The 14,223-nt window shown below is 59.4% G+C and carries 10 protein-coding genes; 8 read left to right on the forward strand and 2 right to left on the reverse strand.

Annotation, left to right across the window (positions count from 1 at the left end):
• The first annotated feature begins 10 nt into the window (after positions 1 to 10).
• From benC to BW43_RS01370, 3 genes are read left to right on the forward strand one after another with little or no spacing between them, the layout of a single operon-like run.
• Complete coding sequence (gene benC, locus BW43_RS01380; protein ID WP_032891463.1) at positions 11 to 1,033, forward strand: benzoate 1,2-dioxygenase electron transfer component BenC; 1,023 nt, start codon at positions 11 to 13, stop codon at positions 1,031 to 1,033.
• A 10-nt stretch (positions 1,034 to 1,043) separates the two neighbouring features.
• Complete coding sequence (locus tag BW43_RS01375) at positions 1,044 to 1,805, forward strand: 1,6-dihydroxycyclohexa-2,4-diene-1-carboxylate dehydrogenase (protein WP_032891464.1); 762 nt, start codon at positions 1,044 to 1,046, stop codon at positions 1,803 to 1,805.
• Positions 1,806 to 1,859: 54 nt separating this feature from the next.
• Complete coding sequence (locus BW43_RS01370; RefSeq protein ID WP_032891465.1) at positions 1,860 to 3,194, forward strand: aromatic acid/H+ symport family MFS transporter; 1,335 nt, start codon at positions 1,860 to 1,862, stop codon at positions 3,192 to 3,194.
• Positions 3,195 to 3,332: 138 nt separating this feature from the next.
• Here the strand turns inward: BW43_RS01370 and BW43_RS01365 are convergent, their stop codons facing one another.
• Positions 3,333 to 4,247, reverse strand: coding sequence for a LysR substrate-binding domain-containing protein (locus BW43_RS01365; RefSeq protein ID WP_028616088.1), 915 nt, complete (start codon positions 4,245 to 4,247; stop codon positions 3,333 to 3,335).
• Between the two features lie 247 nt (positions 4,248 to 4,494).
• On the opposite strand from BW43_RS01365, the gene BW43_RS01360 reads away from it, so the two are divergent.
• From BW43_RS01360 to pgm, 4 genes are all read left to right on the forward strand, one after another.
• Positions 4,495 to 5,517, forward strand: coding sequence for a zinc-dependent alcohol dehydrogenase family protein (locus BW43_RS01360; RefSeq protein ID WP_032891466.1), 1,023 nt, complete (start codon positions 4,495 to 4,497; stop codon positions 5,515 to 5,517).
• A gap of 706 nt (positions 5,518 to 6,223) precedes the next feature.
• Positions 6,224 to 7,642: a hypothetical protein gene (locus BW43_RS01355; RefSeq protein WP_032891467.1), complete on the forward strand. Its 1,419-nt coding sequence runs from the start codon at positions 6,224 to 6,226 to the stop codon at positions 7,640 to 7,642.
• Positions 7,639 to 9,045 carry a PLP-dependent aminotransferase family protein gene (locus BW43_RS01350; RefSeq protein WP_032891468.1) on the forward strand — a complete coding sequence of 469 codons (1,407 nt, stop codon included), beginning with the start codon at positions 7,639 to 7,641 and terminating at the stop codon, positions 9,043 to 9,045. The genes BW43_RS01355 and BW43_RS01350 overlap by 4 nt, the downstream gene beginning before the upstream one ends.
• A gap of 96 nt (positions 9,046 to 9,141) precedes the next feature.
• Positions 9,142 to 10,785, forward strand: coding sequence for a phosphoglucomutase (alpha-D-glucose-1,6-bisphosphate-dependent) (gene pgm, locus BW43_RS01345; RefSeq protein WP_032891469.1), 1,644 nt, complete (start codon positions 9,142 to 9,144; stop codon positions 10,783 to 10,785).
• Between the two features lie 62 nt (positions 10,786 to 10,847).
• Here the strand turns inward: pgm and BW43_RS01340 are convergent, their stop codons facing one another.
• The gene (locus BW43_RS01340; RefSeq protein ID WP_032891470.1) at positions 10,848 to 11,543 is read right to left on the reverse strand and encodes a pirin family protein; all 696 of its coding nucleotides are present in this window, start codon (positions 11,541 to 11,543) and stop codon (positions 10,848 to 10,850) included.
• Between the two features lie 219 nt (positions 11,544 to 11,762).
• Between BW43_RS01340 and BW43_RS01335 the strand changes: the two genes are divergently transcribed.
• Positions 11,763 to 14,210 carry a UvrD-helicase domain-containing protein gene (locus BW43_RS01335; RefSeq protein ID WP_032891471.1) on the forward strand — a complete coding sequence of 816 codons (2,448 nt, stop codon included), beginning with the start codon at positions 11,763 to 11,765 and terminating at the stop codon, positions 14,208 to 14,210.
• Positions 14,211 to 14,223 lie beyond the last annotated feature (13 nt).

Below are 14,223 nucleotides of genomic sequence, written 5' to 3' on the forward strand. Positions count from 1 at the left end.
GGACACCGCCATGACGTATGCCATCGCCCTGAACTTCGAGGATGGGGTGACCCGCTTCATCGACTGCAAAGTGGGGGAAAAGGTGCTCGATGCCGCCTTCCGCCAACGCATCAACCTGCCCATGGACTGCTCGGACGGTGTATGCGGCACCTGCAAATGCCGCTGTGAAACCGGCGCCTACGACTTGGGCGACGACTATATCGACGACGCCCTGAGCGCCGACGAAGCGCAGGCGCGCCAGGTACTGACCTGCCAGATGGTGCCGCAGTCCGACTGCGTGATCGCTGTGCCGGTGCCGTCCAGCGCCTGCAAGACCGGCACTACGCACTTTACCGCGACGCTGGCCGGCATCACCCGACATGCCGATGCCGCGCTGGAGGCGAGTTTCGAGCTGGACCAGGCGCCGGTATTCCTGCCCGGCCAGTACGTGAATATCAGCGTGCCCGACAGTGGGCAGACACGCGCTTACTCCTTCAGCAGTCGCCCGGGCGACACGCGCGCCAGCTTCCTGATCAAGCACGTGCCCGGCGGGTTGATGAGCAGCTGGCTCGAGCGCGCCCAGCCGGGCGACAGCGTGGCGATCACCGGCCCGCTGGGGAGTTTCTACCTGCGTGAGGTGGTGCGGCCGCTGCTGTTACTGGCCGGTGGTACCGGCCTGGCGCCGTTCCTGTCGATGCTTGAAGTGCTCGCGCAGCGCCAGGAAACCCGCCCGATCCGGTTGATCTACGGCGTAACGCGGGATCAGGACCTGGTGATGGTCGAAGCGTTGCAAGCTTTTACCGCGCGTTTGCCTGACTTCAACCTGGTGACCTGCGTGGCTGATCCGCACACCACTCACCCGCGCCAGGGCTATGTGACTCAGCACATGGCTGACGAAGCCCTCAATGGCGGCGATGTCGACGTGTACCTGTGCGGCCCGCCGCCGATGGTCGATGCGGTGCGCGAGCACTTCAAGCAGCAGGGCGTGACCCCGGCCAGCTTCCATTACGAGAAATTCACCCCTAACGCGGTCGCCACGTGCGATGCCGCCTGAGGACTGCCCCATGACTCAACGGTTTAACAACAAGGTCGCGCTGGTCACCGGCGCTGCCCAAGGGATCGGTCGGCGTGTCGCCGAGCGCTTGCTGGAGGAGGGTGCCTGGCTGGTCGCGGTGGATCGCTCCGAGCTTGTGCATGAATTGCAGCATGAGCGAGCGCTGCTGCTGACCGCCGACCTGGAACAATACAGCGAGTGCGCGCGGGTGATGGCCGCCGCCACGGCCCGTTTCGGGCGCATCGACGTGCTGGTCAATAACGTCGGCGGGACCATCTGGGCCAAGCCTTTCGAGCATTACGCCGAGGCCGAAATCGAGGTCGAAGTGCGCCGCTCGCTGTTCCCTACGTTGTGGTGCTGCCATTGCGTGCTGCCCTACATGCTGGAGCAGGGCGAAGGCGCCATCGTCAACGTGTCTTCCGTGGCTACGCGTGGGGTCAATCGCGTGCCGTACGGCGCGGCCAAGGGCGGCGTGAATGCCTTGACGGCCTGCCTGGCCCTGGAGACTGCCGGCAGCGGGATTCGGGTCAACGCCACCGCGCCCGGCGGGACCGAGGCACCGCCACGGCGCATCCCGCGCAACAGCCAGCCGCAGAGCGAGCAGGAGCGCGTGTGGTACCAGCAGATCGTCGACCAGACCCTCGACAGCAGCCCGATGAAACGCTACGGCAGCATCGACGAACAAGCTGGCGCGATTCTGTTCCTGGCCTGCGACGAGGCCTCCTACATCACCGGCGTGACCTTGCCGGTGGGCGGCGGCGACCTCGGCTAAGGCTATTTCCATCTGCTGACACTGACTCACAACAACAATAAAGAGAGCACTGCCATGCGTAGCCATGATGTCCATTCGATTATCGATAATGCCCCATTCAACCGCTTCCACTGGTTGATCGTGAGCCTGTGTGCCTTGCTGTTGATCTTTGACGGCTATGACTTGTTTATCTACGGCGTGGTCCTGCCATCAATCATGCGCGAGTGGGGGCTGACGCCGTTGCAGGCTGGCGCCCTGGGCAGCTATGCGCTGTTCGGCATGATGTTCGGTGCGCTGATTTTCGGCACCCTGGCGGACCGTTTCGGGCGCAAGAAAGGCATCGTGTTCTGTTTCACCCTGTTCAGTCTGGCCACCGTGACCAATGGCTTTGCCAGCAGCCCAACCGAGTTCGGTATCTGCCGTTTCATCGCCGGGCTCGGCTGCGGCGGGTTGATGCCCAATGCGGCGGCGCTGATCAACGAATACGCGCCGAAGAAATTCCGCAGCACCCTGATGGCCTTCATGTTCAGCGGCTATTCCCTGGGCGGCATGCTCGCCGCCAGCGTTGGGATTTTCATGCTGCCGGCCTATGGTTGGCAGTCGATGTTTTTTGTGGCGGTGATTCCGCTGCTGCTGTTGCCACTGATTGTTTACTGGCTGCCTGAATCCATCGGCTTCCTGATCCGCCAGGGCCAACAAGACAAGGCTCGCGCGCTGCTTAATCGGTTGTCGCCAGGCACCAGGATCGAGGTCGAAGATGCGCTGGTGATCGCCGACAGCAAAGGTAAAGGCGCCACGGTGGTGGAGCTGTTCCGCCATGGCCTGGCGGTGCGTACGGCGATGATCTGGGTCGCGTTTTTCTGTTGCCTGCTGATGGTCTATGCATTGAGTTCGTGGCTGCCCAAGCTGATGGCCGGCGCCGGTTACAGCCTGGGGTCGAGCCTGTCGTTCCTGATCGCGCTGAACCTGGGCGGCATGGCCGGGGCGCTGCTCGGCGGCCGTTTGGGCGACCGCCTGAACCTGGTGAAAGTTGTGATCTGCTTCTTCGCCGCCGCCATGGTCTCGATCAGCCTGCTGGGCATCAACAGCCCGATGCCGGTCCTGTACCTGCTGATCTTCGTCGCGGGTGCCACCACCATTGGTACGCAGATCCTGCTCTACGCGGGGGCTGCGCAGCTCTACGGCTTGTCGATTCGCGCCACAGGCCTGGGCTGGGCGTCCGGCATCGGTCGCAATGGCGCGATTGTCGGCCCGCTGTTAGGCGGCGCGCTGATGGCGATCGAACTGCCTCTGCAACTGAATTTCATGGCCTTCGCCATCCCCGGCGCGATTGCGGCGCTGGCGATGACGGTATTTGCCCTGAATGAGCGGCGCACCCGTATCGCCATGCCCGACGCCGTGGCGCTGTGACTGCCAAATGCTCATGGGCAATGGTCCAGTGCGCAGCGCGAACTCGGTGGCGTGTGGTGTCGTACTTTGGCCACATGCACTGAAAGGACGTGAGCATGGAGGTGGGGTTGATCGGCCGGACAGCCTGTCAGGCGAACCCTAAAGACTGTCAGGGTCGCCAAAAAACATCTGAATCCGCGACCGCAACCACCGCTCCCCCGGATCATTGTCCTGCGACCCACGCCAGGCCATGTGCAGTTCAAACGAGCGCACCGGTAACGGTGGGTCTTCGGCGCGCAAGCCGCCGGCGGATGTCAGCGCTTCAGCCGCATAATCCGGTACGGTCGCGAGGATATCGGTGCCCGCCAGCAGGGTGCCCAGACCGTTGAACTGCGGCACGGCAAGCACCACATGGCGCTTGCGGTCGAGCTTTTCCAGCTCTTCATCGATAAACCCGCTCAAGTCACCGGCAAACGATACCAAGGCATGGGGGCGGGCGCAGAAGTCGTCCAGGCTCAGGGAGCCGGGCACGCTGTCGGCGCGCAGCAGTTTGGGCAGGCTGCGGCGCAACACTTTGCGCTTGGCGTTGGCGGGGAGGTCGGCGGTGTAGCTGACGCCGATGGAGATTTCGCCAGAGGCCAGCAGGCCCGGCATCAGGATGTAGTTGACGCGACGCACCACCAGCACGATGCCTGGGGCTTCAGCTCGCAGGCGTTTGAGCAGTTGAGGCAGTAGGGCGAATTCGACATCGTCGGACAGGCCGATGCGGAACACGGCGGTGCTGGTTGCCGGGTCGAACTCGGCGGCGCGGCTGACGGCGGTTGAGATTGAGTCGAGGGCCGGCGAGAGCAGGGCGAAGATTTCCACCGCTCGGGCCGATGGCTCCATGCTGCGCCCGGTGCGTACAAACAGCGGGTCGTCAAACAGACCACGCAGCCGCGACAACGCCGCGCTGATGGCTGGCTGGCCGAGAAAGAGTTTCTCGGCGGCACGGGTCACACTGCGCTCATGCATCAAGGTTTCGAATACGATCAAGAGGTTAAGGTCGACACGACGCAGGTCGTTACGGTTCATCTTGTGTCCTGGAAGAGTCAGCTAGCTTGACGTGAGCGGCCACATGGAAACGATGACCAGCATTAATCTTACGGGGAAAGGCTGGTACTCTGCACAGGATAATTGAGTTTTCCTACGATAGTTGGGGTCTATTCCTCAGGCGTGGAATCGATGACAGGCATGTCGACTATTAATGGCGACCTGTGGTCTTACCCGCAAAGCCCAGATAAAGTTCATGGCATTAGAGGTTACTTTGACGAGGTTTGCGATGTCCCGCACGATCCGTTTTCACAAGTTTGGTCCGGCCGAGGTGCTCAAATGCGAAGAGCATGCAGCCGCGCAGCCTGCACCGGGCGAAGTGCAGGTGCGTGTCGAGGCGATTGGCATCAGTTGGTATGACATTTTGTGGCGCCAGAACCTGGCGTCTTCCCACGCCCGTCTTCCATCTGGCCTTGGCCACGAGATGGCTGGGGTGGTGGTCGCCCTTGGCGAGGGCGTGGACGACTTGGTTGTGGGCGATAAGGTGGCCAGTTTTCCGGCCGAGAGCCCCAATGATTACCCGGTGTATGGCGAACAAATCGTCATGCCCCGTTCAGCCCTGACTCGCTACCCGGACGTGCTGAGCCCTATTGAAGCGAGCGTGCATTACACGCCGCTGTTGATTGCTTACTTTGCTTATATGGATCTGGCTCGGGTCAAACCGGGGCAATTTGCCCTGGTCACCGATGCGAGCCATTGCGCAGGCCCTTCCTTTGTCCAGCTGGGTAAGGCCCTGGGTGTGCGGGTGATTGCCGCAACCAAGGACAGCGCTGAGCGTGAGTACCTGCTGTCCCTCGGGGCCGAGAAGGTGATCGTCACCGAAGAGCAGGACCTGCTGATGCAAATCAACAAGTTCACCGACAACCGTGGCGTTGACGTGGTGTTCGATGGCTTGGGTGGCCCGCAGATGTCATTGCTCGGCGATGTGCTGGCGCCCCGTGGCAGCTTGGTGCTGTATGGCTTGCAGGGCGGCAACCAGACGCCATTCCCCGCGTGTGCGGCGTTCCAGAAGAACATTCAGTTCTTCGTGCACTGCATCGGTAATTTCACCGGTAAACCGGAGCTGGGCATCATTCAGGACCAGGTGGCATTGCAGCGTGCGTTGCGTGATATCAACCAACTCACCGCCGACCGCGTGCTGCTTCCACTGAAAACCACGGTGTTTCCGTTCAACCAGTTCGTGGAAGCGCACCGTTATATGGACGAATGCCCGTGCCGCGAGCGAGTTGCTTTGCAGGTTGCGGCTGTTTGAGCTGTAGGAGTATTCGTAAATGAGTGTTCCGGTGCCTGAGTGAATGGGGCAAATACGCCATTTGACAGGGCTTAACCCGCTCGCCCCAGAAGGTGCCGATTCGGCACTTTAGCCCCCAAATCCTGCTCTTCCTCCCTGACGCCGCGCTGAATCCCAGTGCGGCGTTGTTGTTTGTGCGTCCCGTACGCGACATCGCGCGCTCATCTGAACTGGTTTTAGGCGGGCTTCTGTATCTATTAATCATTATTCCAGCCTTGATAATTGCGTCTTCACTTTCATCTCAAGGATTGAGCAATGATTGAATCTATGAAAACTCTGCAGATACTTATTCGAACTATGAGTGTGGCGCGCACACGGGCTCGTGACGGAAGGAGCCTTCATAAGTCGTACCTGCCCTGCAAAAGGGAAAGTTGTTTGAGTCTATTTGTCGGACGCCTCTTTAAAAGGCTGATTAAAAATGTGTAGGAACTTGTCGGAAGAGTCCTAAGTCTAGTTTGTTTTTCTGGATTTCCCTTTAGATTCATTTGGTTATGGGTTTTAAGGGTGAGGGATAAACCCCTGGCGATCCCTGTCGTTTTGTTGCGCGGTGCTAGTGTTTAATCATCGGCGCACAATGCGGTGCGCGATTTTCCTACACGCAAAATAGGTCGAGCAAACACTGTCAGCAGTTGCTTGAAACTGATATTTCAACTCAGGTAGTAGAACTATGAGCACTATTCACGAACAGGCTATGAATCATGTCTACCAGCAAGTTCTGCAACGTTTGATTGGGCACTTCACTCGCGCAGGCCGTACCGCCCTGCAGTTATTGGTGCAGCGAATCGTTGTTGCAGCAGGGGGCATGGAGCAGGTTGGGGATTTCAAAGTGCTGGTGGCCCATGGTGGCGGTGAAGTCAGCAGTTATTCCCTGGCATTGCTGCGCGCCGCCCAATTGACCATTGCCGGTCGGGCACCCCGTACCTTTCATCTCAGGGTCGCGACGTTACGGCACGCAGGCATGACCGAGGGCCAACTCGATACCCTCAATCGCGGCTACGGCCGGCTGTTTCTCCACGACGACCCGCGCGTGGAGTTATTGATGGTGGAAAATCGGGAAGTGCAGCCCTTCAACCATCTGCGCCCCGCGTCAGCGATCGGGCGGGAGGTCAGCCAGCGCAATATGTTGATGGTGGGCCACGTGAGTGCCGGGGACTGTCGCGCTACGTTGTGCAACGACACCTACTTGGCGGTCGGTGATTTTTACCAGCGCGTCACCACTTACAACGGAGGCGTCCATGCGCTGGTCAGCGGTGATTCACCGCGTAAGCAGAGTCAGTTTTTAGCCTGGTTCAAGCAAACTGCTCAAAGTGCGGGTATCGCTGTTCCCAAGAGCAGTTCGCTGTCGCTCAACGCGCTGTTTGCGCGCATGGACGAGTGCAGCACCGGTTACTACCGTGATGTATTCGGTGAGGAATACACCGCCAACGATAATCCCAGCAAAGCCGGGCACCGTCACTTGGCCTACATCGGCATCGCCGATCTGCTGGAAGATGTCGACATGGCGTCGGCCCCCTTGTTGACTGAGTTCATGGCTTACGTTCCAGACCCGCTGGGCTTTCACTTCAGCCATCCGGCCTATTCCAATCCGTTGCTGATGGCTCATCTGCGCGGGCTGCAGGCCGAGTTTCTGCATGAACTGGATTATGAAGACGGTGTCGACGGTTTTATCCAGCAGGCCGATGCCTACATGCGTCGCCTGCGTATGCCCGAAGACGTGCTGGCTCAGGCTGGGACCCCTGAAGGGCGGATGCTGTCGAGCACCTACGCCCAGCAATTTTTTGGCCTGGATGAAACTCAGCTGATCTGCATGCTGTTCTCCCCCTTTCTTGATCACGGCCAGCGCTTGGAGGGTTACTTGCGCCAATGCCATCCGGGCATGCTGGTGGCACTGCCCGAATTGCACAAAGTCCTGCAAGGCAAGCCCTGCGCTGAGATGCTGCAGCAGTGGGTAATGGACACCAGCGGCTTGCCCTTGCCCTTGTTGCAGCATCTGTACCGCAAACGGCAGGTGGTCAGTGCGAAAGACGTACGCCAAGACGGTGCGGTCCAAAGTGCGGCTCAGGCCGTGCCATTGTTCGGTCGATGACGCTGCGTGGCGAGCGTCAGGCGGATTTCGCGTATCAGGCGGTCTATCGCTACATGATCAGTCTGATCAACGAAGTCAGCACCGACACCCGGGTAAAACTGCCGTCCCTGCGGCAGTTGGCCGGGCGCCTGAATGTATCGATTTCGACGATTCAGTATGCCTATGCGCTGCTGGAGAAGGAGGGCAGGGTCTATTCGGTGGCCAAGTCCGGTTATTACGCCTGGCCAATGTCCGCAAACCCGATGCCGTGGGCGGGAGGGGATTTGCTCGACCGCTTGTACGCTGCCGCTCGGCGCCCTGGCATGGCGGTCTTCAGCGGTGACGAGCCGGCCTTGCTGGGAGCGCTGGATGAAACGCTGCTGCGACTGGAGCGGGAGTTGGTGCGTCAGTATCCGCCGCAGTTGCAGCCATGGTCCCAGCCATGTGGTGTGTGGGAGTTACGTGCGGCGCTGGCGGCACGTTATACCTCTTCAGCTACGCGCTGCTGGCATGCCGACGATGTGTATATCGGTGCCGACCTTCGTGGTGTGCTGGATATTCTGATCGAAGTGCTGGGCCTGCGGGGCACTACCGTCATCGTGGAGTCACCCTGTGATTGGGTGATCCTGCGGTTGTTGCAGGGCGCTGGGGTGCGCATCATCGAGTTGCCCTGGACGAAGGAGGGCGGTATTGACCGGAACACGTTGGCCAGACTGCTACGCGATGAGTCGGTGCAGTTGGTGTTGCTCTCGTCTTCGGTCAGCCTGCCGTCAGGGGTGGCTATGTCCATTGACGAGCGTCTTTACGTTGCACAACTGCTGGAACAACACGGTTGCTGGTTGCTGGAAAACGACACCTTCGGTGAGCTGGGTTTCGAAGCGCCGCACACGGCATTGCGCGAATTAGTGAACCCTGAGCGGCTGATTGTATTTTCTTCGTTCGAGAAGGTGCTTGGTTCTGAAGCTCCTTATGGGTATCTGCTGTCCAGACGCATGAGCAACGAGTTACAGCGCCAATTCTTGTTGCGCTCATTCCGCTTATCGTCGATCCGTCAGCGAGCGATTGCCCGCCTGTACCAAAGCGGGCGACTGGACCAGCACCTGCGCGTACTGCGCCAGCAGTTGAGCGAGCAGGCCGTGCAAATGAGTCAGCGCCTGGAGCAGCACTTGGGCGACCAGGTGACCTATCGGATGCCTGCCGCCGGTGCCGCCTTTTGGCTGGCCTCCAGCCGTGCGGTGGACATGCGTCAGGCATTCCAGCGGTTGCTGGGCCGGCAGGTAGTGATCTCGCCCGGCGAGTTGTTCAGTGTCAGCGGATTGCATCAACAAAACCTGCGCTTGAGTCACACCTTTCACGGGCAGCCTAATCTGGATATTGCATTGGCAGCGTTGAGTGACGCACTGCGGCAGGCGCAGACTGGGTGAAATTTCTCTTACGGTTGTAGGATCGATACCGTCGCGCCGTAGTCGAACTCTCAGTAAACTGCCATTTTTCCAGATCCTTCTATCCGAGGTTTATGCATGACAATCAGTCCTTTTGCGGGCAAACCGGCGCCGGCCCAGTTGCTGGTGGATATCCCGCGACTGGTTACGGCCTATTACACCGGCCAGCCTGATGCAGCGATCTCCACCCAACGTGTGGCCTTCGGTACTTCGGGGCACCGTGGTAGCTCCTTCGAGCTGAGCTTTAACGAATGGCACGTACTCGCCATCAGCCAGGCCATCTGCCTGTACCGCGAAGCCCAAGGCATCAACGGTCCACTGTTTGTCGGGCTAGACACCCATGCGCTGTCGACGCCTGCCGGCGCGAGCGCTTTGGAAGTCCTGGCGGCCAACGGCGTCCACGTAATGCTGGCGGAGGGTGACGAATACACGCCGACCCCGGCGATTTCCCACGCCATCATCTGCTACAACCGTGGCCGTACCAGCGGGCTCGCGGACGGCATCGTCATTACGCCGTCCCACAACCCGCCGCAAAGTGGTGGTTACAAGTACAACCCGCCCAATGGTGGCCCGGCTGATACCCACGTCACCAAGTGGATCGAAGCCAAAGCCAACGAGTTGCTGGCCAATAAGCTGGCCGGGGTCAAACGCATCACCCACGCCCAGGCACTCAAGGCTGACACCACCCATCGTCACGACTACCTCAACAGCTACGTGGCCGACTTGGTCAATGTGATCGACATGGACGCTATCCGCAGCGCTGATCTGCGCCTGGGCGTGGATCCATTGGGCGGAGCAGGAGTGCGCTATTGGTCGGCGATTGCCGAGCATTACCGCCTGAACCTGGACGTGGTGAACACTGAAGTCGATTCCACCTTCCGCTTCATGAGCGTCGACTGGGACGGCCAGATCCGCATGGATCCGTCCTCCAGCTACGCCATGCAGGGTTTGATCGGGCTAAAGGAGCGTTTCGACGTCGCTTTCGCCTGCGACCCGGACCACGACCGCCACGGTATTGTTACCCCGTCCGGCGGCCTGTTGGCGCCGAATAACTACCTGGCCGTGTCCATCGATTATCTGTTCCAGAACCGTCCCGACTGGCGCGCGGATGCAGCCGTGGGCAAGACCGTGGTCAGCAGCGGCCTGATTGATCGTGTGGCCGCGCGCATTGGTCGTCGGCTGTATGAAGTGCCGGTAGGCTTCAAGTGGTTTGCCGATGGCTTGTTCGAAGGGTCGCTGGGTTTTGGCGGCGAAGAAAGCGCCGGTGCGTCGTTCCTGCGCAAAGACGGTACGGTGTGGAGCACCGACAAAGACGGTCTGATCCCAGCGCTACTGGCTGCGGAAATGACCTCGCGCAAAGGCCAGGACCCGAGCCAGATCTACCGTGGTTTGACTGACGCCCTTGGCGAGCCGTTCGCCATTCGCGTCGACGCCAAGGCCACCCCGGCGCAGAAGGCCTTGCTGGGCAAGCTGTCCCCACAGCAGGTGACCTCCACCGAACTGGCTGGGGAAAGCATCCAGCAGATCCTCAGCCACGCGCCGGGCAACGATCAAGCCATTGGCGGTCTGAAAGTAATGACCGAAAACGGCTGGTTCGCCGCACGGCCATCGGGTACCGAAGACATCTACAAGATCTACGCAGAGAGCTTTATCGGCGAAGATCACCTCAAACAGCTGGTAGAAGAGGCTCAGGTACTGGTAGACGGCGCCATTTCCCAGTAACACCGAAAACCATGTGGGAGGGGACATTCCACCTCCCACATTTATCGGGATGAAGACTCAGCTCAGGCCAGATCGACCAGTACGATCTCGCTGTCTTCAATCGCCGTGACCCGCAACACCCGCTCATCTTCAATCGCAACACCGTCCCGCGCTTGCGCACGCAAGCCATTGACTTCAATCACTCCCGTGGCTGGCACCAGATAGGCACGGCGGCCACTGTCCAAGCGATACTCTGCCGTTTCCCCGGCTTTCAGGTTGGCTGCCACCAAGCGTGCATCAGCCCGAATGCGCAGGCTTTCGCTGTCACCGGCTTTGCCACTGGCCAGGGTGACAAACCCTTCGCGGTCACCTTTCGGAAATAGCTTTGCGCCCCAGGAGGGCGGCAAACCGGCCTCGTTCGGGATGATCCAGATTTGAAAAATCTTGGTCGGCGTCGCTTCCAGGTTGTATTCGCTATGGGCGATCCCAGTGCCTGCGCTCATAACCTGCACGTCACCGGCTTCAGTCCGGCCCTTATTACCCAGGTTGTCGGCGTGACTGATGGCGCCTTCGCGCACATAGGTGATGATTTCCATGTCACGGTGCGGATGCTGCGGAAAGCCCGTACCTGGCGCGATAATGTCGTCGTTCCACACGCGAAGGTTGCCCCAGTGCATGCGCTTGGGGTCGTGGTACTCGGCGAACGAGAAGTGGTGATGGGCATCAAGCCAGCCATGGTGGGCGCCGCCCAGGGAGTTGAAAGGTCGAAGTTCAAGCATGATCGTCTCCTGTTGATGGCGCTTATGATCCCGTAGGCCATGATCGATAAAAAGCGTAAAAAATGCCTGATTCCTATCAGGTAAAGCGATTGGTTAACGGTGTTTTGACTTTCACTTCATCGGCTAACTGCATGACGGCAAAGCAATTGCCTGGAACTGAGCGCCGATTCCGGCGACCATGGCGCACTTGTCACAAACCAGCTCACCGCAGGAGTCCGCGTGCCGCAACAAAAGCCTGATCTGCCCCCCGAACTGCTCCCATTGGCGCAAATGCCTCTGTTGAAACGCCTGGCTGCACGCCTGTTTGGCCATGGCTTGACCCGTTTGCGCGCACAGCACCGGTTTTCCTGGTTGCACGGTCAGGCCGATGGTTTTCGCAGCGGTCACGAAGCGGGTGTGGAGTATGGCTATCGTGAGGGCAAGGCCGATGGTATCGAGGAAGGTCGACAAGTCCTGTTGATACGCGACTTTCGTCCCGAAGAGCATCGTGCGCCCGGTGTCGATGACAGTTTGTTCGATGATTGGCGATTGCCCTTGACGGCGGACGTGAAGAAACGCATCAAGGCCGACGTGGCCCGCTTGCTGCCGGCCCATGCCCAGCCCAGTGCGGCGCAATGGAAGATGATCTTCAGTGACACGCCGTCCACCTCAGTGATCGCCGGGGCCGGTGCAGGTAAGTCCACCTCGCTGGTCCTGCGCATATTGTTGCTTACCCATTACCTGGGCTTTGAATTGAGTTCGATGACCGTGGTGACCTTCACCCGCGAGTCGCGCAAGGATTTCATCAACAAGCTTATGGACATTCTCAGCTTGTGGGGTCGACCGCTTGGCATGAAAGAAGCCCAGGCGGTGGTGCGCACCTTTCACTCGCGCATCCTGCCGATGGTCCGCAGCCTGCCGGGTTTTGAGCGCCTGCAAGCATTTGAGAACCTGAGCTCAGGTTTCGAGGATGCCGACAGTAATCCGTTCGACCTGCGCATCAACGACGCCCAGCGCCAACAAATGAATGCCTGCTACCACCGACTTTACGGGCAGCACCCGCGCTTTCAAGCGTTGATCGCGCCCCTGGCTCGGCATGGCTTGCAGCTCAAGGAGCTGGAACGTGACCACCCGGATGTGCAAAAGCGCGTGGCGGTAACCGAACTGGCAGCTAAACGAGATGAAGAACTGTGCGATGCAATCGAAGATCTATGGTTTCGCGCAGGTGCCTGGCCGATCAAAGGCATTGAGCCTAGTCGCCAGACTATTGAGATCAATGGCTCGCAGTTCCATTGCCATGGCTATATCCCTGAGCTGGACGCGTGGGTAGTGCTGGGTTTCGATTCGCGGGAAAACGCCCAGCTCAGTCGGCCCAACGCCAAGCTGTCACTGCGTGCGGAGTGGGCAGTGAAGCGAACCTTATTTCAAGCTTTCTGTCGTAAGCCTCTAATTTGGCTAGATAATTATGAATCATCCAAGCGTCTTTTAAGCAGCTTGGCTGGGGATGCGTCCTCCGGCCCCGGGTTTGATTACAAGGTTAAAGGTGAACTGGCTGGTGCCCCGTTGCTCGACAGTTTTGTCATGGCGGCCGGCTTTATCGAAAACCTTGGGTTGGACGTTCCGACCGCCGTGGGTCAGATGACTTTCGCCAAGGACGATCCGGACCGCTTCTTCTTCGAGGCGCTGAGCATTTTCTGGAAGGCCCTGGAAGACCATCTGCTTGACCAGTCACCGCCGATCATGACCTACAACCGCATGTTCTCGCTGTTCGGTGAAAACACTCCGGAAAACCTCAAGCTGCTCAGCGACCCGCTGTTACGGCCGCTGTCGCATCTGATGATCGATGAGTTCCAGGACGTGTCGCCGCAGATCGTCTCGTGGATCCGCGCCAGCCTGCGGGAAATCCGTAGCCGTGGCCCCGCGATGCACGTGGGCCGTGGTGCCCAGCATTCTTCGCTGTTGTGTGTGGGCGATGACTGGCAATCGATCTATGGCTGGCGGGGCAGTTCACCCAAGTATTTCATGGAGTTCAATCAGGAATTCCCGTCGCCGAGCACCACGCGGGTGATGCTGGGCGAGAATTACCGCAGCCACCAACACATTATCGATGCTGCCGAGCACATCGTGCGCACCGCGCCGGCGATTCCCGGCAAGAAGGCCAAAGCCAGCGGCGCGCCCAAGGCGTTGCAGCCGGTCAAGGTGCTGGAGCGTGACGACACGGCGCTGGGCCGTCAGTTGCTGGAGCATTATCAGAAGGGCGAGTCGGTATTAATGCTGTATCGAAAAAGTAGCGATAAGTTACTGATTCAAGAGCATATTCAGTCTGTAGTTAATGTGGATTCTAGCTTGCCGATTCAAGCTCGCAGGCTGAAACAGTTGACCTATCACAGTGCCAAAGGCTTACAGGCGGACGCCGTGTTCCTGCTTGGGGATTGCCAACACCTCACCCGTTCCCCCTACAAAAACCAGGTCTATCGCATGGCCGGTCTGGGCAAGTCTGGCGACAGCGAACCCTATGACACGGCACAAAAAGACGAAGTGCTGCGCCTGGCTTACGTCGGCATTACCCGGGCGGTCAGCCATTGCTACTGGTATGTGGAGAAGCCCGAAGGCCAGGCCGTGAATATGCCGAAGGCCTCGGAGCATGTAGATGGAAAGAAAGCGTTTTTTGACGATCAGCGCGGCTGATGGCTGATGGCTG

The sequence above is a fragment of the Pseudomonas sp. RIT357 genome (genome assembly GCF_000632245.1).
Taxonomy (GTDB): Bacteria; Pseudomonadota; Gammaproteobacteria; order Pseudomonadales; family Pseudomonadaceae; genus Aquipseudomonas; species Aquipseudomonas sivasensis.